The organism is Xanthomonas sp. WHRI 6108 (assembly GCF_040202385.2).
Classification (GTDB): Bacteria; Pseudomonadota; Gammaproteobacteria; order Xanthomonadales; family Xanthomonadaceae; genus Xanthomonas; species Xanthomonas arboricola.
In genome coordinates, this window is the sequence record NZ_CP168198.1 from 3,694,179 (window position 1) to 3,715,535 (window position 21,357).

General features: G+C 67.0%; 18 protein-coding genes. 5 read left to right on the forward strand and 13 right to left on the reverse strand.

What is annotated here, in order from left to right; all coding sequences use genetic code 11:
• Window positions 1–38: 38 nt before the first annotated feature.
• From ABQ039_RS15525 to kdgD, 9 genes are all read right to left on the reverse strand, one after another.
• The gene (locus ABQ039_RS15525; protein WP_126966769.1) at window positions 39–977 is read right to left on the reverse strand and encodes a nucleoside hydrolase; all 939 of its coding nucleotides are present in this window, start codon (window positions 975–977) and stop codon (window positions 39–41) included.
• A gap of 138 nt (window positions 978–1,115) precedes the next feature.
• Window positions 1,116–3,263, reverse strand: coding sequence for an ATP-dependent DNA helicase RecG (recG, locus tag ABQ039_RS15530; RefSeq protein ID WP_024938124.1), 2,148 nt, complete (start codon window positions 3,261–3,263; stop codon window positions 1,116–1,118).
• Window positions 3,264–3,292: 29 nt separating this feature from the next.
• Window positions 3,293–3,673: a RidA family protein gene (locus ABQ039_RS15535; protein ID WP_024938123.1), complete on the reverse strand. Its 381-nt coding sequence runs from the start codon at window positions 3,671–3,673 to the stop codon at window positions 3,293–3,295.
• Window positions 3,674–4,303: 630 nt separating this feature from the next.
• Window positions 4,304–5,845 carry a galactarate dehydratase gene (gene garD, locus ABQ039_RS15540; protein WP_184608619.1) on the reverse strand — a complete coding sequence of 514 codons (1,542 nt, stop codon included), beginning with the start codon at window positions 5,843–5,845 and terminating at the stop codon, window positions 4,304–4,306.
• A gap of 35 nt (window positions 5,846–5,880) precedes the next feature.
• Window positions 5,881–7,152 (reverse strand): OprD family porin, encoded by a 1,272-nt coding sequence (locus tag ABQ039_RS15545; protein ID WP_184608617.1) that lies wholly within the window; start codon window positions 7,150–7,152, stop codon window positions 5,881–5,883.
• 71 nt (window positions 7,153–7,223) lie between these two features.
• A complete protein-coding gene (gene gudD / locus ABQ039_RS15550) occupies window positions 7,224–8,579 on the reverse strand; it encodes a glucarate dehydratase (protein ID WP_184608615.1) in 1,356 nt (451 codons plus the stop codon).
• Between the two features lie 19 nt (window positions 8,580–8,598).
• The gene (locus tag ABQ039_RS15555; protein WP_349777947.1) at window positions 8,599–9,978 is read right to left on the reverse strand and encodes an MFS transporter; all 1,380 of its coding nucleotides are present in this window, start codon (window positions 9,976–9,978) and stop codon (window positions 8,599–8,601) included.
• Between the two features lie 116 nt (window positions 9,979–10,094).
• Entirely contained in the window at window positions 10,095–11,675 is a 1,581-nt protein-coding gene (locus ABQ039_RS15560; protein WP_046344128.1) for an aldehyde dehydrogenase (NADP(+)), read from the reverse strand.
• Complete coding sequence (gene kdgD / locus ABQ039_RS15565) at window positions 11,675–12,592, reverse strand: 5-dehydro-4-deoxyglucarate dehydratase (protein WP_046344130.1); 918 nt, start codon at window positions 12,590–12,592, stop codon at window positions 11,675–11,677. Before kdgD ends, ABQ039_RS15560 begins: the two co-directional genes overlap by 1 nt.
• A 296-nt stretch (window positions 12,593–12,888) precedes the next feature.
• Between kdgD and ABQ039_RS15570 the strand changes: the two genes are divergently transcribed.
• Window positions 12,889–13,758, forward strand: coding sequence for a LysR family transcriptional regulator (locus ABQ039_RS15570; RefSeq protein WP_046344132.1), 870 nt, complete (start codon window positions 12,889–12,891; stop codon window positions 13,756–13,758).
• A 212-nt stretch (window positions 13,759–13,970) separates the two neighbouring features.
• Here ABQ039_RS15570 and ABQ039_RS15575 read toward each other — a convergent pair whose 3' ends face one another.
• The 4 genes from ABQ039_RS15575 to ABQ039_RS15590 form a co-directional block, all read right to left on the reverse strand.
• Window positions 13,971–16,142: a bifunctional (p)ppGpp synthetase/guanosine-3',5'-bis(diphosphate) 3'-pyrophosphohydrolase gene (locus ABQ039_RS15575; RefSeq protein ID WP_024938122.1), complete on the reverse strand. Its 2,172-nt coding sequence runs from the start codon at window positions 16,140–16,142 to the stop codon at window positions 13,971–13,973.
• Between the two features lie 127 nt (window positions 16,143–16,269).
• The gene (rpoZ, locus tag ABQ039_RS15580) at window positions 16,270–16,569 is read right to left on the reverse strand and encodes a DNA-directed RNA polymerase subunit omega (RefSeq protein WP_002812428.1); all 300 of its coding nucleotides are present in this window, start codon (window positions 16,567–16,569) and stop codon (window positions 16,270–16,272) included.
• Window positions 16,570–16,696: 127 nt separating this feature from the next.
• Entirely contained in the window at window positions 16,697–17,308 is a 612-nt protein-coding gene (gene gmk, locus ABQ039_RS15585) for a guanylate kinase (protein WP_016903572.1), read from the reverse strand.
• A gap of 151 nt (window positions 17,309–17,459) precedes the next feature.
• On the reverse strand, window positions 17,460–18,320 hold the full coding sequence (locus tag ABQ039_RS15590) for a YicC/YloC family endoribonuclease (RefSeq protein ID WP_349777946.1): 861 nt from the start codon (window positions 18,318–18,320) through the stop codon (window positions 17,460–17,462).
• Window positions 18,321–18,429: 109 nt separating this feature from the next.
• On the opposite strand from ABQ039_RS15590, the gene rph reads away from it, so the two are divergent.
• Genes rph through hemW form a run of 4 tightly spaced genes read left to right on the forward strand, consistent with a single transcriptional unit; the run spans window position 18,430 to window position 21,314 of the window.
• Window positions 18,430–19,155 carry a ribonuclease PH gene (rph, locus tag ABQ039_RS15595; protein ID WP_039519212.1) on the forward strand — a complete coding sequence of 242 codons (726 nt, stop codon included), beginning with the start codon at window positions 18,430–18,432 and terminating at the stop codon, window positions 19,153–19,155.
• A complete protein-coding gene (locus tag ABQ039_RS15600; RefSeq protein ID WP_016903569.1) occupies window positions 19,152–19,544 on the forward strand; it encodes a VOC family protein in 393 nt (130 codons plus the stop codon). Before rph ends, ABQ039_RS15600 begins: the two co-directional genes overlap by 4 nt.
• Window positions 19,541–20,140, forward strand: coding sequence for an RdgB/HAM1 family non-canonical purine NTP pyrophosphatase (rdgB, locus tag ABQ039_RS15605; protein ID WP_349777945.1), 600 nt, complete (start codon window positions 19,541–19,543; stop codon window positions 20,138–20,140). The genes ABQ039_RS15600 and rdgB overlap by 4 nt, the downstream gene beginning before the upstream one ends.
• A gap of 16 nt (window positions 20,141–20,156) precedes the next feature.
• Window positions 20,157–21,314 (forward strand): radical SAM family heme chaperone HemW, encoded by a 1,158-nt coding sequence (hemW, locus tag ABQ039_RS15610; protein WP_039519207.1) that lies wholly within the window; start codon window positions 20,157–20,159, stop codon window positions 21,312–21,314.
• The last annotated feature ends 43 nt before the right edge of the window (window positions 21,315–21,357 follow it).

Sequence of the window (21,357 nt, forward strand, 5' to 3'; positions counted from 1 at the left end):
CATTATAGCGGCCTCCAGACGCCCGGCGCAAGATCGCCTTAACCCGCCGCCAGAGCCGCGGCAACCAGGCCGAAGAATTGCGGGCGATCGTAGTCCAGCAGCAGGTTGGCATTGTCGGGGGTGCCATCCCGGCGCTCCCAGTCCACCAGGGTCATGCCGCGGGTGTGCGTACCGGTCAGCTCGATATGCACCGGCCGCTGCTCCAGCCGCTGCGCGCCCTCCGGATGCAGCGCGAACGCCATCGCCAGCGCGTCGGCGGCGTACCAGTGCTCGCCACGGCTGTCTTCGGACCACAGCCGGGTCTTGCGCGAAATCTCTTCGTAGAACCGCGCCTGCGCGGAGTCGGCCGCCAGCCATTGCTCGACATCGCGATGCAGCAGCCCGTGCGCGATGGTGGCTTCCCAGTCGGCCACGTCGAACTGCGGAAAACCGCGGAATACGATATGTGCCGCTTCCGGGTCGAAGCCGATATTGAATTCGGCCGCGGCGGTGATGTTGCCGTGCCCGGTCAGCGCCCCGCCCATCACCACCAGCCGCGCCACGCGCTGCGGCAGGGTCGGATCCAGCGTCAGGGCCAGGGCCAGATTGGTCAGCGGACCGAGCGCGACCAGCAGCAGCTCGCCGGCGTATTCGTGCGACAGGCGCAGGATGGCCAGCGCGGCGTGCTCGGTCTCGGCAGTGCGCTTGGCCGGCGCCAGGCCGACATCGCCGAAGCCGTCGATGCCATGCACATGCGCCGCGTCCACCGAGGGATGTAGCAGCGGCTGCGGGCAGCCCGCATAGACCGGCACATCGTCGCGCCCGGCAATCTCGCACACCTTCAAGGCGTTGCGCACGGTGTGCTCCAGGCCCACGTTGCCGGCGGCGATGGTCAGCCCAACGACCTCATGCCGGGTGTCGTTGAAGGCCATCAGCAAGGCCAGCGCGTCGTCCACGCCCGGGTCGGTGTCGATCAGCAGCGGTATCTTTTTGGTCATGGGATCGGAGATTGGTCATTCGGGATTCGTTGCCGCATCTTCGCAAGGATCGGCGAGGCACGCGAATCGGTTACCCATCCAGATCGCAGCGACCTGGCTCTGACGAATCCCCAATCCCGAATCCCCAATCCCCGCCACTCAAGCAGCGGCATAACGCACCGCGCTGCCGATCCAGCGCGCGACCACGCGGTCGGCAATGTCCGGCGCTTCGGCCAGCAGCCGTTCGGCGAGCACCTGCACGCGCGGCAGCAGCCCGGCATCGCGGGTGAGATCGGCGATGCGGAAACTGGCCAGGCCGGTCTGCCGCGTGCCCAGCAATTCGCCAGGACCGCGAAGCTCCAGATCCTTTTCTGCGATCACGAAGCCGTCGTTGGTCTGCCGCATGGTTTCCAGGCGTTGCCGCGCCATCATCGACAACGGGGCCTGGTACAGCAGCACGCAGCTGGACGCGGCCGCGCCGCGACCGACCCGGCCGCGCAACTGATGCAACTGCGCCAGACCCAGGCGCTCGGCATTCTCGATGATCATCAGCGAGGCGTTGGGCACGTCCACGCCGACCTCGATCACCGTGGTGGCGACCAGCAGATCGGTAAGGCCCTGCTTGAAATCCAGCATCGCCTTCTGTTTTTCCGCCGCCTTCATGCGCCCGTGCACCAGCGCCACGCGCACGCCGGGCAATTGCGCGGACAGCGCTTCGAAGGTGGCCTCCGCCGCCTGGGCCTCGATCCTCGGCGGGCCACCGGGGGGCGCGCCCTTGCCGGGCTCTTCGCTTTCTTCGATCAAGGTGCAGACCCAGTACGCCTGACGCCCTTCGGCGCAGGCGGCGCGGATGCGCTCGACCAGGTCCGGCCGGCGCTCGGCACTGAGCACGATGGTCTGCACCGGCGTGCGCCCGGGCGGCAGCTCGTCGATGGCCGAGACATCCAGATCCGCATAGGTGGACATCGCCAGGGTGCGCGGGATCGGCGTGGCGGTCATCACCAACTGATGCGGCACGCTGCCGGCGGCCGCACCCTTGTCGCGCAAGGCCAGGCGCTGATGCACGCCGAAGCGGTGCTGCTCGTCGATGATGGCCAGCGCCAGATCGTGGAAGACCACCGCGTCCTGCATCAAGGCGTGGGTGCCGACCACCACCTGCGCCTGGCCGGAGGCCACCTCGGCCATCGCCGCGGCGCGAGCCTTGCCGGTGACCTTGCCGGCCAGCCAGACGATGCGCACGCCCAGCGGTTCCAGCCAGCCACGCAGATTGGTCAGGTGCTGCTCGGCCAGCAGCTCGGTCGGCGCTGCCAGTGCGACCTGCTTGCCCTGCTCCACCGCCAGCATCGCCGCCAATGCGGCGACCACGGTCTTGCCGCTGCCGACATCGCCCTGCACCAACCTAAGCATCGGCGACGGTTTTGCCAGATCGCGGGCAATCTGCGCGAACACGCGCTGCTGCGCACCGGTAAGCTGGAACGGCAACGCCGCGCGCAGTTGCCGCACCAGGGTGCCGTTGCCAGGCAGCAGCGGTGCGCGGAAGCGCTGCAAGGCGATGCGCTGGCGACGCAGGCTGAGCTGATGCGCCAATAGTTCTTCGATCGCCAGGCGTTGCTGGGCCGGATGCCCGCCTGCGAGCAGCTGCTGCGGGTCGGTGTTCACCGGCGGGCGATGCATGGTCAGCAGCGCGCTGCGCAGCGAGGGTAGTTGTTCGTCCTGCAGCCAATGCGGCGGCAGCAATTCCAGCGCGGCCTCGGCCGGCAAGCGCTCCAGCGCCTGGCCGATGAGTTTGCGCAACGTGGCCGGGCCCACGCCTTCCAGCACCGGATAGACCGGATCCAGGCTGTCGCCCAGCCCGGCATCCTCGCCCGGTGCCAGCACGCGGTAACTGGGGTGCACGATTTCCCAGCCGTTCTGTCCCGGCTTGGGCGTGCCGAACACCCGCAGCCGCGTGCCTGGTGCGAACTGCGCGACCTGCGCCGCGCGGAAATGGAAGAAGCGCAGCACCACGCTGCCATGCGACTCGTCCGAGACCGCCACCCGCAACACCGGCCGGTAACGGAAGCCGCGCTCCACCGCATCCACACGCCCTTCGATCTGCGCCGGCACGCCGCTCTGCAACTGCGCGATCGTGGTCAGCCGGGTGCGGTCTTCGTAGCGCAACGGCAGATGCAGCCACAGATCCTGTAGCGTCGAGATGCCGCGCGCAGCGAATTTCTCGGCCACCTTGGGGCCGACGCCGGGCAGGCTGGCAAGCGAGGCCTGGCCTGCGACGGCCAGGCGCGGGGTGACGGTCGCTGCGCGCGGCACGGCAGGGCGCTCGAGTCAGCCGAGCTGGATCAGTCGAGCACCATCACCGCGTCGACCTCGAAGCCGGCACCCTTGGGCAGGCCGGAGACCTCGATGGTCGAACGCGCCGGGAACGGCGCCTGGAAATACTCCTGCATCACTGCGTTGACGGCGGCGAACTGACCGAGATCGGTGAGGTACAGGCCCAACCGCACGATCTTGTCGAGCGAGCCACCGGCGGCTTCGGCCACCGCCTTGAGGTTGTCGAACGCGCGGCGTGCCTGCACGCCGACATCGCCCGGCACGATCTCGCCGGTGGCCGGATCCAGCGGGATCTGCCCGGAGAAATACACCGTGTTGCCGGCACGCACGGCCTGGGAATACGGGCCAATGGCGGCAGGCGCCTGGTCGGTATGGATGATCTGGGACATGGCGACTCCATCAACACTGAAAACGAACGCGCATTGTATCGGCGCCTGCCATTGACGGGCGAATGGGGCGTGGGCGGTGACGGCGCGCAGGCGTTGGCCGCCGGCGTAGCGGCGTGTTGCCCGGTGGGCTGGGCATCTTGCAATGGGTTGGTGTCTGCCTGCTCTCGCCCGCCCGCCCGCCCGCGCGCGCGCGATGGCGTGGTGAGGCTGTGCGCGTGCGCCGCTGGAGGCCGCGCGACGGAGCACGAGGCTGCGCACGTCCCCTCATCCGCCCCGACGGGGCACCTTCTTCCGAAGGGAGAAGGGAACGGCGCGCCCCTCTTTTGCTGGACGCTAGCCCCTCTTCCGCTGGAAACGCTGGCCACTGTCCTGCGAAACAGGGCTTGGGTGAAGGCCCGGGCGAAGCCACGCCAAATGCGTTGCACTGTGGTGCGGCAGCGCTGCGGCGCGCGATGCTCCGGGGGTGCGACCTGTGCCGCAGGGTCGTCACGACGCGGTCACGACACCGAGAGACGTGCAGCGCCGCATCATTGCTACCGACTCGGGAACATCGCCTCCTGCGCGGCGGCGCAACAGTCGGCCTGAGCGCTGCGCCACCCAGCGGCCCGCCACTGCGGAAAACCGGCAGGGCTAGGTGATCGGCGCCGGATTGAACAAGGCCAGATCGTTGTGCAGGCGGTGTTGCTCGGTCCAGGTGCGCTGGCCGCTGGCCACGTCCAGATAGCGCCGGAACAACTCCCAGCCCAATTGCTCCAGCGTCTTGTCGCCGGTCGCCACGCCGCCGGCATCGATGTCCATCAGGTCGGACCAGCGCTGCGCCAATTCGCTGCGGGTAGCCACCTTGATCACCGGCACCATGCCCAGGCCGTAGGGCGTTCCGCGCCCGGTGGTGAATACGTGCAGGTTCATGCCCGCCGCAACCTGCAAGGTGCCGCAGACGAAATCGCTGGCCGGGGTGGCGCAATACTGCAGCCCGCGCCCCTTGACCCGCTCGCCGGGCGGCACCACGCCGTTGATCGCCGAGGAGCCGGACTTGGCGATCGAGCCCATCGCCTTCTCCACGATGTTGGCCAGCCCGCCCTTCTTGTTGCCCGGCGTGGTGTTGGCGCTGCGGTCGGCCTGGCCGCGCGCCAGGTAGGCGTCGTACCAGGCCATTTCGCGTACCAGCGCCCTGGCGACATCGGCATTGGCCGCGCGCGGCACCAGCAGATGGATGCCATCGCGCACCTCGGTGTTTTCCGAAAACATCACCGTGGCACCGGCGCGTACCAGCAGGTCCGCCGCCACGCCCAGGCCCGGGTTGGCGGTCACGCCGGAAAACGCATCGCTGCCGCCGCATTGCATGCCTACCACCAGTTCGCTGGCCGGCACGGTTTCGCGCCGACGCAGGTCCAGATGGCACAGGCGTTCTTCGGCCATGGCCATGATCGAACCGACCATGTCGGCAAAGCCCAGGCTGGCTTCCTGCAGACGGTAGACGCCGCTGTCGTCGGCGCTGGCATCGTCCGGCAGCAGGCGCTCGGGCGCGAGTTTCTCGCAGCCCAGGCCCACGATCAGCGCCTGCCCGCCGAAGTTGGGGCTGCGCGCGATATTGCGCAGCGTGCGGATGGGGATGATGGCCTCCGGCGCGGTGATTGCCACGCCGCAACCATAGACGTGATTGATCGCCACCACATCGTCGACATTGGGATACTTGGGCAGCAGCTCGGTGCGGATGCGCTCCACCGCGTGGCCGAGCACGCCCACCACGCACTGCACGCTGGTCATGATGCCCAGGATGTTGCGCGTGCCGACACTGCCATCCCGGTTGCGATACCCCTGGAAGGTGTAGCCATCCAAGGGCGCGGGTGCGGGTGCCGGCTGCAGCGACAGATCCAGCGCGGCCAGATCGGGCGCTTCGGGCATCGCCAGCAATTGCTCGCTCACCCAGGCCCCGCGTGCGATGTCGGCATTGGCGGTGCCGATCACCGCGCCCAGGCGGATCACCGGCGCGCCGGCGGCCAGGTCGCGTAGCGCCATCTTGTGGCCCTGCGGAATGTGTTCGACGGCGGTGAGCCCATCCGGAAAGGTGGCGCCGGCCGGCGCGCCGTCATCGTTGACGACGATGGCGACGTTGTCGCGCGCATGGGCGCGGATGCTGAGCCAACGGGTGGGTTGCTGGGTTGCGGACATCGTGGGGCTACCTTGCAGGCGTGGGGTGGAGTGCACTACCGGTCGGGGCTGTCGAACTGACGGCGGTACTGCAGGATCAAGCGGTTTTCATCGACATTGCGCTGGTAATTGGAGCGGAAGGTGCCGTTGAACCAGATGAGGCTCAAGTGCTTGAAGCGCTCGCTCTGGAATTGATAGGTGGTCAAGACATCGCGGGCCCACTCGCGGCCTTGGCCGGCATAGGTGGCCGGCTGCGCATGGTCGCCATTGATGTAGCGCGCCATGACGCTGAGACCGGGGATGCCGATGCTCTTGCCATCGATGCTGTAACGCAGCTGCCAGCTGCGCTCGCCGCGTTCGAGAAAGTCGTTGATGAAGGTCCAGTTGAAGACATTGCCGTCGGTGCCGCCCGGCCAGGGCATGGCGCTGGGGCCGGACAGGCGTTGATAGCCGGCGCCGAATTCGTGCCCGCCCTTGCGCCAGGACAGCATGCTGCTGAACATGCGGTTGTCGATCGGCCCGGCACGCGACTGGCCGATGTCATCGGTACGGAAATACCGCAGATCCACACGCAGCTGGTCCTTGCCGAAGGTGTGCGTCTGGATCAGGTTATAGAGCTGCTGCCGGTAGATGTCTTCCATCACCGCGCCCTGATAGCGCAGTTGCGTGCCGGGCACGACGCTGTAGGTTGCCGAGAGCAGATTCAACGCATCCGAATCCGGCGTGCCCAGAAAACGGCGATTCTTGTTGGTCAAGGTGATGGGGACGCGCGAATCGCCATCGCGATACCAGGCGCTGGTGAAGCGCGCGAGCAGCAGATCGAGCTTTGGCACGTCCTTGGATTCCAGCGTCACGCCCTGGAATGTTTCCGGCATGATGCGGGTGATGCTGGCGCGCACCAGCGGCTCGTTGGGAATGAAGCTGCCCCACTTCACTTCGGTTTGCGAGGCGCGCAGTTTGAGCGTGGGTGCCACCCGCGTCAGCGCATGTTGCGCAGTACCGTCGTCGTTGCTGGGCAGCAGGCCGGTGCCGCCTTCGGCGCGCACGCCATCGAGCTTGAAATCGCCGATACCCAGCAGATCCAGGCCCGCGCCGACCGGCCCGCGGGTATAGCCGCTACGGGCATCGACCACAAACCCCTGCGCCCACTCGGCACGCTTGCCCTGCCCGTCGCCGCTGCGGAAATCGCGGTTGTAGTAGAAGTTGAGTGCGGTGACTTCGGCCGTTGCGCCATTCCAGAACCCCTCATCGGGTTGTTGCGCACGCGCACGCCCGGCCGCGCCGACCGCCAGCAGCGCAGCGCCGCTGATCGCCATCATGCTTTTCATTACTCGGTTCTCCACCTGCGGTGAACTGGCGGCCGTGCTGCCGGCGCTCCGGCGGCAGGCATCGGGGCGCTTCAGCGCACTAGGCAGGGCCGCTTGTTGTCGAAGGTCCAATTGGGGATCAGCGCCTGCATGGCGGCGGCATCGTCGCGCGCGCCCAGGCTCAGGCTTTGATAGGTGCGATGCGCCGCCTCCAGCGCGTCCATGTCCAGCTCCACACCCAGGCCCGGCTTTGCCGGCACCTGGATCTGGCCACCGACGATCTGCAATGGGTCGTGGGTCAGGCGTTGGCCGTCCTGCCAGATCCAGTGCGTATCGATCGCGGTCACCCGCCCAGGCGCCGCGGCGGCGACATGGGTGAACATCGCCAGCGAAATATCGAAATGGTTGTTGGAATGCGAGCCCCAGGTCAGGCCCCAGTCGCGGCACAGTTGCGCCACTCGTACCGAGCCCTGCAACGTCCAGAAATGCGGGTCGGCCAGCGGGATATCCACCGACTGCAACTGGATGGCGTGGCCCATCTGCCGCCAGTCGGTGGCGATCATGTTGGTGGCGGTCGGCAAGCCGGTGGCGCGACGGAATTCGGCCATGATCTCGCGCCCGGAATACCCATCCTGCGCACCGCACGGATCTTCGGCGTAGGCCATCACGCCGTGCATGCCGCGGCACAGGGCGATGGCCTGATCCAGCGACCACGCGCCATTGGGATCGAGGGTGATGCGCGCCTGCGGAAACCGCGCGTGCAACGCGACAATGGCGTCGATTTCGTCTTCGCCGCGCAGCACGCCGCCCTTGAGCTTGAAATCGCGGAAGCCGTATTTTTCGTAGGCCGCTTCGGCCAGGCGCACCAACGATGCCGGCGTCAAGGCTTCCTGGTCCCGCACAGCCTCCCAGTCATCGCGGGCACCGCTGCCGTCGCGATAGTCGAACGCAGTCTTCCGCCGGTCGCCGATGAAAAACAGATAGCCCAGCACATCCACGGCGCTGCGTTGCTGGCCTTCACCGAGCAAGGCAGCGACAGGCTGGTCGAGGAATTGCCCGAGCAGATCCAGCAACGCCGACTCGATGGCCGTCACCGCATGGATGGTGATACGCAGATCGAAGGTCTGCAGGCCACGGCCGGCGCTGTCGCGGTCGGCAAAGGCGGTGCGCACCTGATTGAGGATGCGCTGATACTCGGCGATGGAGCGGTCGCGAATGAGCGGCGCTGCTTCCTGCAGCAAGCCGGCGATGGCCGCGCCGCCAGGCACTTCGCCCACGCCGGTGCGTCCGGACGAATCGCGCAGCACCAGCACATTGCGGGTGAAGTACGGCGCGTGTGCGCCACTGAGGTTGAGCAGCATGCTGTCCTGCCCGGCGACGGGCACCACGCGGATGTCGGTGATGCGCGGCGTGGCGCCGATGCTTGCAGGTGCGGTGTGGATAGTCATCGAAAGTCTCCCAGGACGGTCACAGCGTTGCGGGCACGGGCATGGACGGGCCGCCGGGCGGCGCCTTGAGTTCCACGCGCTTGATTTCGCCCACCACCACCAGATAGGACACCACCGCCAGCAAGGCATTGAGCCCGACGAAGACCAGCGCCCACTCGAAGGTGCCGGTGGTGGAGACGATGTAGCCGATGACGATCGGCGTGGTGATGCCGGCGATATTGCCGAAGGTATTGAACAGGCCACCGGACAGGCCGGCGATTTCCTTGGGCGAGGTGTCGGCCACCACCGCCCAGCCGAGTGCGCCGATGCCCTTGCCGAAGAAGGCCAGCGCCATCAGCCCGACCACCATCCATTCGGCCTGCACATAGTTGCAGCCGATCATCGTCACCGACATCAACATGCCGACAACGATCGGCTTCTTGCGCGCGACGGTGAGCGAGTAGCCGCGCCGCACCATGCGGTCGGACACATAGCCACCCAGCACGCCACCGATGAAACCGCACACCGCCGGCAACGAGGCCACAAATCCGGCTTCCAGGATCGACATGCCGCGCTCCTTGACCAGATACACCGGAAACCAGGTCAGGAAGAAATACGTCAGCGTGGTGATGCAGTACTGGCCGATGTACACGCCCAGCAACATGCGGTTGCACAACAACTGCTTGGCGTAATGCCATTGCGTGCCCTTGGGCTGGCGGCCGGGCTTGTTGCCCTGCTCCATGTCCACCAGCGCGCCGTTGCGCTGGATGTAGTCCAGTTCCTGCGCGCTCAGGCGCGGATGTTCGCGCGGGGCATAGATGGTCTTGCGCCACACCAGCGCCAGCAACACGCCAGCCGCGCCCATCACCAGAAACACATGCTCCCAGCCCCAGGCATGCACCAGCCAGCCCATCAACGGCGCGAACGCCACCGTGGCGAAGTACTGCGCGGAATTGAAGATCGACGCAGCCAGACCGCGCTCTGCAGTGGGAAACCAGGCCGCCACGATGCGGCTATTGCCCGGGAACGACGGCGCTTCGGCGATGCCGACCAGAAAGCGCAGCACGAACAGCGTGGTGACCGCCCAGGTCACCGGCACCCAGTCGATAAAGCCCTGCAAGGCGGTGAACAGCGACCAGATCAGCAGCGACAGGCCGTACACGCGCCGCGAGCCAAAGCGATCGAGCAACCAGCCGCCGGGAATCTGCCCGGCCACATATGCCCAACCGAACGCAGAAAAAATGAAGCCCATCTGCAGCGCGTCGATGCCCAGCGCATCCTGGACCGCGGAACCGGCGATGGACAAGGTGGCGCGATCGGCATAGTTGATCGTGGTGACCACGAACAGCATCAGCAAGATCAGGTAGCGCCTGCGCGGAACCGTCGTTGAACCGACCGTTTTTGAATCGATAGCCATCATCGTTCCTCACCTATGACGATGGAAGCGCACTGCGCTTCGGTACTCCACGTTGCGCCTGCGGATGGCGTACCGGACCCTCCTCCGGCACGCCTCAGGCATCGTTGCTGCGGCAGCCGTCAGTCGTGTCCCAGCGCGCCATCGACGCGTCGCCATAGCCCGAGCGGGTTGTCGTGCGCGACGGCGGCAGGCAACAGCGCAGCCGGCAGATCCTGGTAGCAGACCGGGCGCAGGAAGCGATCGATCGCCAGCGTGCCGACCGAGGTGCTGCGGCTGTCGGAGGTGGCCGGGAACGGGCCGCCGTGCACCATCGCGTGGCAGACCTCCACACCGGTGGGCCAGTCGTTGACCAGGATGCGTCCGGCCTTGCGCTCCAGCACCGGCAGCAATGCGGCGGCCAGTTCGGTATCGCCCACCTCCATGTGCAAGGTGGCGGTGAGCTGGCCTTCCAGGTGCTCGCTCAGCGCACGCAGCTGTTCGATGTCCCTGCAACGCACCAGCAGCGACGAGGCGCCGAAGACTTCGGCCTGCAGCGCTTCATCGGCCAGGAAGGCATCGGCGTCGGTGCCGAACAACGCCGCCGGACAGCGCCCGGCGTCCGCCGCAGCGCCGCGTGCCAGCGTGCTGACCTGCGGGTGCGCGGCCAGACGCTGCACGCCTTGCGCGTAGGCCTGGCCAATGCCTGCGGTGAGCATCGCTGCCGGCGACACGGCCTGCAGCGTTTGCGTTGCGGATGCGACAAATGCATCCAGCGCCGGCGAATCGATCGCCAGCAGCAAGCCGGGATTGGTGCAGAACTGCCCGCTGCCCAGGGTCAGCGAGCCGACGAACGCTTTGCCCAGATCCGATGCGCGCGCCTGCAGCGCCTGCGGCAACAGATACACCGGATTGATCGCGCTCATCTCCGCATACACCGGAATCGGCTCGCGGCGTGCGGCGGCAATCTTGACCAGCGCCATGCCGCCGGCCCGCGAGCCGGTGAAACCCACCGCCTTGATGCGCGCGTCGGCGACCAGTCGTGCACCGATCTCGATGCCGGCGTCGAACAGCAGTGAGAACACGCCCTCGGGCAGGCCGCATTGCGCCACCGCCGCCTGGATCGCACGGCCCACCAATTCCGAAGTCCCCGGATGCGCGCTGTGCGCCTTGACCACCACCGGGCAGCCGGCCGCCAGTGCCGAGGCGGTATCGCCACCGGCCACCGAGAATGCCAGCGGGAAATTACTGGCACCGAACACCGCCACCGGCCCCAGCGCGATATGCCGCTGCCGCAGATCCGCACGCGGCAATGGCGTGCGTTGCGGCAGCGCCGGGTCGATCCGCGCCTGCAGCCAGCTTCCTTCGCGCACCACGTTGGCGAACAGGCGCAGCTGCCCCACCGTGCGCCCCCGCTCGCCTTCCAGGCGCGGGCGCGGCAGGCCGCTTTCGTGCATGGCGCGTTCGATCAAGGCATCGCCCAGTGCCAGGATCTGCTCGGCGATGGTTTCCAGGAAGACTGCGCGCGCGTCCAGCGTCGTTTCGCGGTAACGATCGAACGCCGCCCGCGCCAACGCACAGGCCTGTTCCAGATCCTGTGCGCTCACCGAGCCGAATGCCGGCTGCAATGCCGCACCGCTGGCCGCATCCAGCGCATGAAATTCCTCCCCTGCGCCGCGCACGTCGCGCTGCCCGATCAGCGATTGGCCCGTGATGCTGTGCATCAGCGGCGTCCTCCAATCAGTTGCTTGAGCTGGGCGAATTCGTCCTCGTTGAGGTCGGCCAGCGGCGTGCGGACCGGACCGGCCGGGCGGCCGACCGCGCGCATGCCGGCCTTGACGATCGACACCGCATAACCGGCGCGGCGATTGCGCAGCACGGTGTACGGCAACACGAAGTCATTGAGCTCGCGGTAGATGGTGACGTGGTCGCGCGCACGCACCGCTGCATAAAACGTCAGCGCCCACTCGGGCAGGAAATTGAAGATGGCCGACGAATACGTGGTCACGCCCATTTCCAGATACGGCAGCGCGAAGGTTTCGGCGGTGGGCAGTCCGCCCACGTAGAGCAATCGGTCGCCAAGGCGTGCGTAGATGCGGGTCATGCGATCCACATCGCCGATGCCGTCCTTGTAGCCCACCAGGTTGGGGCAACGCTCGGCCACCCGCGCCAGCGTCACGTCGTCGAGCTTGGCGTTGGCGCGGCCGTAGACGATCACGCCCAGCCTGGTCGCCTTGCAGACGCGCTCGACATGGTCGGCCACGCCATCGGCATCGCACTCGGTGAGGTACGGCGGAAACAGCAGGATGCCGTCGGCAGCATTGCGCTCGGCAGCCTGCGCCATCTCCATGGCGATCGCGGTGCCGTAACCGGCCGGTGCGATGACCGGCATGCGGCCGGCGGTCTGGGTCACCGCTGCTCGCACGGCGCGATTCACTTCATCCAGCGTCAGCGAAAACAGCTCACCAGTGCCGCCGGCGGCAAACAGCCCCGCAGCCGGGTGCGAGGACAGCCAGTCCAGATTGCTGCGGTAGGCGGGTTCGTCAAAGGCCAGGTCGGCATCGAAATGGGTCACCGGAAACGACAACAGCCCGGCGCCAAGTGCTTGGGCCATTTCGGAAGGGGTGTATCTGCTGCTCATCGGACAAACGCTCCTGGGCGGGGGATGCGGTTGATCCTAGAAACGCAGATCGTTGCCGGTCCAAACCAAAGGACGTATTGTTTGATACACAAGTTGAATCAATCGCGTCATCGATCGATGTAGTGCGCCGCAAATGGCTGCTTTGCAACGCTTTTTCGACAGTACGTAATTATGGCCGGCTGCGCCCGCCAACGTGGTCGTTGGCGTGGCAGCGCCTATTCATCGGCGCTGGCGGCGGAAGGATGTTGCGGGTGCAGCATCAATTCACCTGTTTTGCCATGCGAGGCCCGTCCCCCATGTTCGATCTGCAGCAACTGCGTTGCTTTGTCGCCGTCGCCGACGAACTGCACTTCCGTCGCGCGGCCGAGCGCCTGAACATGACCCAGCCGCCGCTCAGCCGGCAGATTCAGTTGCTGGAGCACAGCGTCGGCACCGCGCTGCTAGAGCGCAACAGCCGGCATGTGCGGCTGACCCAGGCCGGGCGCAGCCTGCTTGCCGAAGCGCGCGCGATCCTGCGCATGGCCGAAAACGCCGGCCTGCGCGCGCGCCGGATCGGCACCGGCGATGCCGGTAACGTGTCGGTGGGTTTCACCGCAGGTGCCAGTTACCGCTTCCTGCCCGAGGCCATCGCGCGGTGGCGCAGGCAAGCGCCGGATGTGGATCTGCAACTCAAGGAGATGGTCAGCCTGGCGCAACTGGACGCACTGGATGCAGGCCGGCTGGATATCGGCCTGTTGCGCCCGCCGATCCAACGCCAGGGCCTGCACAGCCGCTGCGTGGCACGCGAACCGCTGATCGCCGCGCTGCCGGAAGACTCGCCGCTGGCGCACCGCGACAGCCTGCGTCTGCAGGATTTCCACGGCCAGCCGCTGGTCAATTACGCACCGGACGAGGCGCGTTATTTCTACGATCTGCTGGCGCAATTGTTCGGTGCGCGCGGCATCGCGCCGCGCTCGGTGCAATACGTCAGCCAGATTCATTCGGTGCTGGCGCTGGTACGCGGCGGCATGGGCATGGCGCTGGTGCCCGAAGGCGCCAGCGGCCTGCGTTACGCCGGCATCGTGTACCTGCCGCTGCGCGAGGAAACCCCTGCCACGCCGGTGGAGCTGCACCTGGTGTGGAAACAGGATAACGACAACCCTGCGCTGGGTCGTTTGATCGCCTGAGCCGGGCAAGGCGCGTGCGCTGTCACAGACGCACGGCAGCGCAGCCACTGTCCAACGCGGGGACCGGATTCGAAGCAACTGGCAACACGACTGCGCACCGCCGGGCGGGTGCGACCGGTGCCCGGTGCGGCATGGACCACGCGTACACGCCGGCTTTGAGCGCGACGCCGACAGCCACCTGACGACTGCTCGCCACGGTCTGCTCGCCGCTTCTACTGCCGCCCCACGCTCTGCACCACATGCAGGCGCCGCAGCCGGCGCATCACTTCGGCCAGATGGCGGCGGTCGCGGACCTGGATGTTGAAGCGCAGCACCGCCGCGTTGAAATCGCGGTCCAGGTAATCCACGCGCTCGATATTGGACTGGCTCTGCGCAATAGCCGCAGCCAGCTGGGCCAGCACGCCGGTGCGGTTTTCCACCTCGACGATCAAGGCGGTGTCGTAGTCGCCACTGACGCTGGAATCCCAGTCGATCGGCACCCAGCGTTCGGGCGATTTGCGCAGCTCGGCCAGGTTGGGGCAGTCCAGACGGTGCACCACGATGCCCTTGCCGGCGGTGTGGTAACCCATGATTTCGTCGCCGGGAATCGGCTGGCAACAGTTGGCGAAGCTGATCACGCCGCGCTCGCTGCCGTCGATCAGGATCTTTTCGTGCGAATGCTTGGAGTGGCCGCCACCGCGCAATTCGGCGTAGGCCATCAGCGCCTGCGCGGCCTGGGTCGGCATCCAGTTGCCCAGCGCCACGTCGGCCAGCAAGGCTTCCAGGCGTGGATAGCGGTGCTCGGTGAGGAAGGCGTCCAGGCGGCCCTTGGGCAGCCGCTCCAGCGAGCTGTCCATCGCTTCCAGCGCGCGATCGAGCATGCGGTGGCCGAGCTGCACGGCGTCTTCGTGTTCGAGCTGCTTGAGCTGGTGGCGGATCGCGGTACGCGCCTTGCTGCTGACCACGAACTCCAGCCACTGCGGCTTGGGCGTGGCCGAGCGCGCGGTGATGATTTCCACCGCCTGCCCGCTGACCAGCTTGGTGCGTAGCGGCACCAGCTTCTTGTCCACCCGCGAGGCGACCGCGCGGTTGCCCACGTCAGTGTGCACCGCATAGGCGAAATCCAGCGCGGTGGAGTTGCGCGGCAGCGCCAGGATCTTGCCCTTGGGCGTGAACAGATAGACCTCGTCCGGGAACAGGTCGACCTTGACGTTGTCCAGGAACTCCAGCGACGAGCCCGCCGCGCGTTGCGAATCGATCAGCTCCACGATCCAGTCGTGCGCGCGGCTCTGCGCGCTATTGGGCGAGGCCGAGCCGACCTTGTAGGTCCAGTGCGCAGCCACCCCGCGTTCGGCGATCAGGTCCATCTCCTCGGTGCGGATCTGCACTTCGATCGGCGAGCCATACGGGCCAAACAACACGGTGTGCAGCGACTGATAGCCGTTGGCCTTGGGGATGGCGATGAAATCGCGGAAGCGCCCGTCCAGCGGCTTGAAGGTGGCATGCACCGCGCCCAGCGCGTGATAGCAATCGGCCACCGAACGCACCACCAGGCGGAAGCCGAACACATCCATCACCTGGTCGAAGGACTTGTTCTCTTCGTGCATCTTGGAATAGATGCTCCAGGGCGTCTTGATGCGGCTGACCAGGCGGTGCTCCAGCCCTTCCTTGGCCAGCCGCTGCGACAGCTGCACTTCCACCTGCGCCATCGATTCGCGCCGCACCACCGGCTGGCTGCGGATATGTTTTTCGATGATGGCGTGACGCCACGGATACAGCGCGCGGAAGCCCAGGTTCTGCAGCTCGGACTTGATCAGGCTCATGCCCAGGCGCTGGGCGATCGGCGCGTAGATTTCCAGCGTTTCGCGCGCGATGCGGCTGCGCGCCTCGCTGCTCTGCGCGCCCAGCGTGCGCATGTTGTGCAGGCGGTCGGCCAGCTTGATCATGATCACGCGCAGGTCGCGCGACATCGCCAGCAGCATCTTGCGGAAGCTCTCCGCCGCCGCTTCCTGGCGGTCGCGGAACTTGAGCTTGTCCAGCTTGGTGACGCCATCGACCAGCTCGGCCACCGCTTCACCGAATTCCGACGCCAGCTCTTCGCGGGTCAGCGGGGTGTCTTCGATGGTGTCGTGCAGGATCGCGGCGATCAGCGATTCCATGTCCAGGCCGAGCTCGGCGAGTACGCCGGCCACCGCGACCGGATGGGTGATGTACGGCTCGCCCGACTTACGGGTCTGGCCGGCATGCGCGCTGGCGCCCACTTCCCAGGCACGGCGCAGGATCGGCAGCTGCTCCTTGGGAAGGTAGCTGGCCGCGCGTTCGAAGTGCAGGACGTAGTCGGGGATGGCCTGGTCGGAAGACGGAGACGTCACGACGGTCGCCTGGGCAGTGGGGCCTGGGTTCATGCCGGAAGACTATGCCAGCAACGCAGTCACGGCAAACGTTTGCACACTGCAGGCACCAAAGCGGGCCTGAAACGAAAACAGCCCGCGCGTGGCGGGCTGCTCAGATCGATCGCAGCGATGCGAACAATCAATCGTCGTTCTTGGACATGTCTTCGTCGGCAACGACTTCGGCAGCGGCCCATTCCAGCGCTTCGCGTTCGGCGCGCTCGCGCTCGGCCTTCTCGACTTCGTCGATCAGCGCGTTGTCGATCCGGCGTGCGGCGATCTCGCGCAGTGCCATCACGGTGGGCTTGTCGCTGGCGTCGGCATTTTCGATCAACGGCTGCACGCCGTTGGCGAGCTGACGGGCGCGCTTGGACGCCATCATGACCAGCTCGAAACGGTTGTTCACGACTTCCAGGCAATCTTCTACGGTAATGCGGGCCATGCGGGCTCCCGGCGACCAGCAACGGCCGCGCATCGAATGAGGGAAAGGGGGCGGAGTGTACGCCCGGGCCGCCGTCACGGCAACCTGGGCCCATTCAGTTTCCTTTGGAATCAGGGATTTGAGCAGCTCAGTCCAGCAAGGCCCGGATCAACGCCGCGTGCCGCTGCTGTTGCGCCTGCCGGCGCAGCCGGCTGGCGGTGAAGATCGCGCACATCTCCGAGACCGCGGTGTCGAAGGTCTCGTTGATGATGACGTAATCGAACTCTTCGAAATGCAGCATCTCTTCGCGGGCAGCGGCCAGCCGCTGCGCCATCACGTCCTCGCTGTCCTGGCCGCGCTTGCGCATGCGCTCGTCCAGCGCCTGGCGCGACGGCGGCAGGATGAACACGCTGACCGCGTCGGGCACCTTCTGGCGCACCTGGCGCGCGCCCTGCCAGTCGATCTCCAGCAGCACGTCGTGACCTGCGGCCAGCTGCGGCTCCACCGACTGCCGCGCGGTGCCCTTCCAGTCGCCATGCACCAGCGCGTATTCGAAGAAGTCGCCGGCTTCGATCATGCCCTGGAACTCGTCGGCGGAGACGAAATGGTAGTGCTCGGCATGCCGTTCGCCCGGCCGCGGCGCGCGCGAGGTGAACGAGATCGACAAGGCGATCTTGGGATCACGCGCCAGGGTGGCGTTGACGATGCTGCTCTTGCCGGCGCCGGAAGGGGCCGCAACGATATAGAGGGTGCCGCGCATAGGGTCAGGGATTCGGGCTTGGGGAGTCGGGATTCGCGAACGGGCTGCGGACCGGTACCACCGGGGTCGATATGCTACCGGTATTGGCCGCGCCCCGCTGAAACCCGGGATGGCCGTCGACCAATCCCGAATCCCCAATCACCACTCCCGGCTACTCGATGTTCTGCACCTGCTCGCGGATCTGGTCGATCAGCACCTTCAGATCCACCGCGGCGTTGGAGGTGCGGCTGTCCACCGACTTGGAGCCGAGCGTATTGGCTTCGCGGTTGAATTCCTGCAGCAGGAAGTCCAGGCGGCGGCCGACCGGCTCGCGCTGCCTGAGCACGCGGCGGATCTCGGCGATGTGGCTGGACAGGCGGTCGAGCTCTTCGTCCACGTCCAGCTTCTGCAGCCACAGCACCAGTTCCTGCTCGGCGCGCCCCGGGTCCACCGGATGCGGCAGATCGGCCAGCCGGGCGGCCAGCTTGGCACGCTGCCCTTCGCGGATGACGGGAATCAGCGTACGCACCTCGGCGGCGATACGTTCGATCGCATCGATCCGCTCGCTGATCGCATCGGCCAGCTTGGCGCCTTCGCGCTCGCGCGCGGCGACGAAACTGTCCACCACCTCATCCAGCAATGCCAGGGCCTGCGCCTGCAATGCCGGTGCGTCCACGTCCTGCACCTGCAGCACGCCGGGCAGCTGCAGCAGATCGGTGAAGCCGACCTGCAGCTTGGGGAACATGCCGTCAAGGCGCGTGGCCAGTGCGCCCAGTTCCTGCAGCAGCGATTCGTTCACGGCCAGGGTCTGCGCGTTGTCCGGCGCGCGCAGGCGCAGCGCCAGATCCAGCTTGCCGCGGCTGTTTTTCGCCGCCACGCGCTCGCGCAGCAGCGGCTCCAGCGCACGCAGTTCTTCGGGCAGGCGCACGCCCACTTCCAGAAACCGATGGTTGACCGAGCGCAGCTCGCAACCGAGCGTGCCCCAGGGCGTGATGCGTTCGCCACCCGCAAACGCGGTCATGCTTCGAATCATCGTCAGTCCCGTGCCTTCAAAGCGCGAATGGTACCCTAGCGGCCCGCGCTGGCTGACCGCCCCGCCACGCGCCGCCCCAGACCCACCTCCCGACTTCCGGACTCATCGCATGACCTTTTCCCGTCCCAGCGGCCGCACGGCCGACCAGCTGCGCCCGGTGCGCATCGAACGCGCCTTCACCCGTCACGCCGAAGGCTCGGTGCTGGTCAGCTTCGGCGACACCCGCGTGCTGTGCACCGCCAGCGTGGAAAACCGCGTCCCCGGATTCCTGCGCGGCAAGGGCGAAGGCTGGGTGACCGCCGAATACGGCATGCTGCCGCGCTCCACCCACACCCGTTCCGATCGCGAGGCCGCACGCGGCAAGCAGGGCGGACGCACGCTGGAGATCCAGCGCCTGATCGGCCGCGCACTGCGCGCCTGTGTGGATCGCAATGCCCTGGGCGAGCGCACCATCACCCTGGACTGCGACGTGCTGCAGGCCGATGGCGGCACCCGCACCGCCGCGATCACCGGCGCCTACGTGGCGCTGGCCGATGCGGTGAACCTGCTGCTCAAGCGCGGCGACATCAAGAAGCACCCGCTGATCGGCGCCGTGGCCGCGGTGTCGGTGGGCATCTATCGCGGCGAGCCGGTGCTGGATCTGGACTACCCCGAAGACAGCGACTGCGACACCGACATGAATGTGGTGATGAATGACGGCGGCGGCTTCATCGAGCTGCAGGGCACTGCCGAAGGCCACGCCTTCCGCCGCGACGAACTCAATGCACTGCTCGCACTCGCCGAACGAGGCATGAGCGAACTGTTCGCCCTGCAACGCGCTGCACTGGCCGGATGAGCCGGCGCATCGCCCTGACCACCCTGCTGGTCGCCGATTACGACGCGGCGATCGCCTGGTACACCGGTGCGCTGGGCTTCCAGGTGCTGGAGGATCGCGCACTTGGCGACGGCAAGCGCTGGGTGGTGATCGGCCCGGGCAGCGCGCAGGACGCCGGCTTGCTGCTCGCGCAGCCGGCCGACGCCGCCCAGCGCGCGCGCATCGGCGACCAGACCGGGGGGCGGGTGGATCATTTTCTCTACACCGACGACTTCTGGCGCGACCACGCGGCGATGCAGGCGTTCGGGGTGGAATTCTTGGAAACCCCGCGCGAGGAACCGTACGGCACGGTCGTGGTGTTCCGCGATCTGTACGGCACCAAGTGGGACCTGCTGGAGCCCAAGCAATGAAACAACTGGTCCTGGCCAGCGGCAACGCCGGCAAGCTGGAAGAACTGCGCGCCATGCTCGCCGACCTGCCACTGCGCATCGTGGAGCAAGGCGAGCTCGGCGTGGACGATGTGCCGGAAACCGGCCTGACCTTCGTCGAGAACGCCTTGATCAAGGCACGCCATGCCAGCGCGGTCACCGGCCTGCCGGCACTGGCCGACGACTCCGGCCTGATCGTCGATGCGCTCGGCGGCGCACCGGGCCTGTACAGCGCCCGCTATGCCGGCAGCCCGACCGATGCGCAGGCCAACAACGCCAAGCTGCTCGACGCCATGCGCGCCGTGCCGGCCGAGCGCCGCAGCGCGCGGTTTTACGCGGTGATCGTGCTGCTGCGTCACCCGGAAGATCCGCAACCGCTGATCGCCGAAGGCAGCTGGGAAGGGGTGATCACCACCGAACCACGCGGCACCGGCGGCTTTGGCTACAACCCGGTGTTCCTGGATCCGCTGCATGGCCTGACCGCTGCGGAGATGGATACCGCGCTGAAGAACCGGCTGAGTCACCGTGCGGTGGCGCTGGCCACGCTGCAGCACAAGCTGCATGCCCTGTCGCTGTGAACCATGGCCTGACGCAGTGCCCGACCTGATTCCACCGCCGCTGTCGCTTTACGTGCACCTGCCCTGGTGCGTGCGCAAATGCCCGTACTGCGATTTCAACTCGCATGCGGCCAAGGGCGTGCTGCCGTTCGAGGACTACGTGGATGCGTTGATCCGCGACCTGGATGCGGATCTGCCGCTGGTGTGGGGGCGCGTGGTGCATTCGGTGTTTTTCGGCGGCGGCACGCCGAGCCTGTTTCCGCCCGAAGCCATCGACAGATTCCTGCAAGCCGCCGCCGCGCGGCTGCGCTTTGCACCGAATCTGGAGATCACCCTGGAAACCAATCCAGGCACCGCCGAACATGGCCGCTTCGACGGCTATCGCGCCGCCGGCGTGAACCGCCTGAGCTTCGGCGTGCAGACCTTCGACGATGTAGCGCTGCAGCGGCTGGGTCGCATCCACGACAGTGCCGAGGCCGAGCGTGCGATCAAGCTGGCGCAGGATGCCGGCTACGACAATTTCAATATCGACCTGATGTACGCGCTGCCCGAGCAGACCCTGGCGCAGGCCGAGCGCGATCTCGAACGCGCCTTCGCACTGCAGCCTACCCACATGTCGCATTACCAGCTCACACTGGAGCCGAACACGGTGTTCTTCGCGCGGCCGCCCAAGGGCATTCCCGACGACGATGCGGCCTGGGACATGCAGGAACATTGCCAGCGTCTGCTGGCCGAGGCCGGCTACGCGCAGTACGAAGTGAGCGCCTACGCCAGGCCCGGGCGGCAATGCGCGCACAACCTCAATTACTGGCGCTTCGGCGATTACCTGGGCATCGGCGCCGGGGCGCACGGCAAGATCAGTTCCGGCGCCGAACAGCATGTGCTGCGACGCTGGAAGCACAAGCACCCACAAAGTTACCTGGCCAGCGCCGGCAGCGCGGCATCGATCGGCGGCGACGAGATCGTGCCGCGCGAGCGGCTGCCGTTCGAATACATGCTCAACCTGCTGCGCCTGCACGAGGGCTTCGCCCTGCGCGACTTCGAAGTCTCCACCGGCCTGGCCGCGTCGGTCATCGAGTTGCCTGTGGCGCGCGCGATTGCGCAAGGCTGGATGACCGCGCAGGACGGACGCGTGGTGCCGACCGAGCTGGGCCGCCGCTTCACCAATGACGTGGTCGAGCTGTTTCTGGCCTGATCGCGGCGATCGCGGCGCGGCACCGCAGCCAGCACGCCGCGCC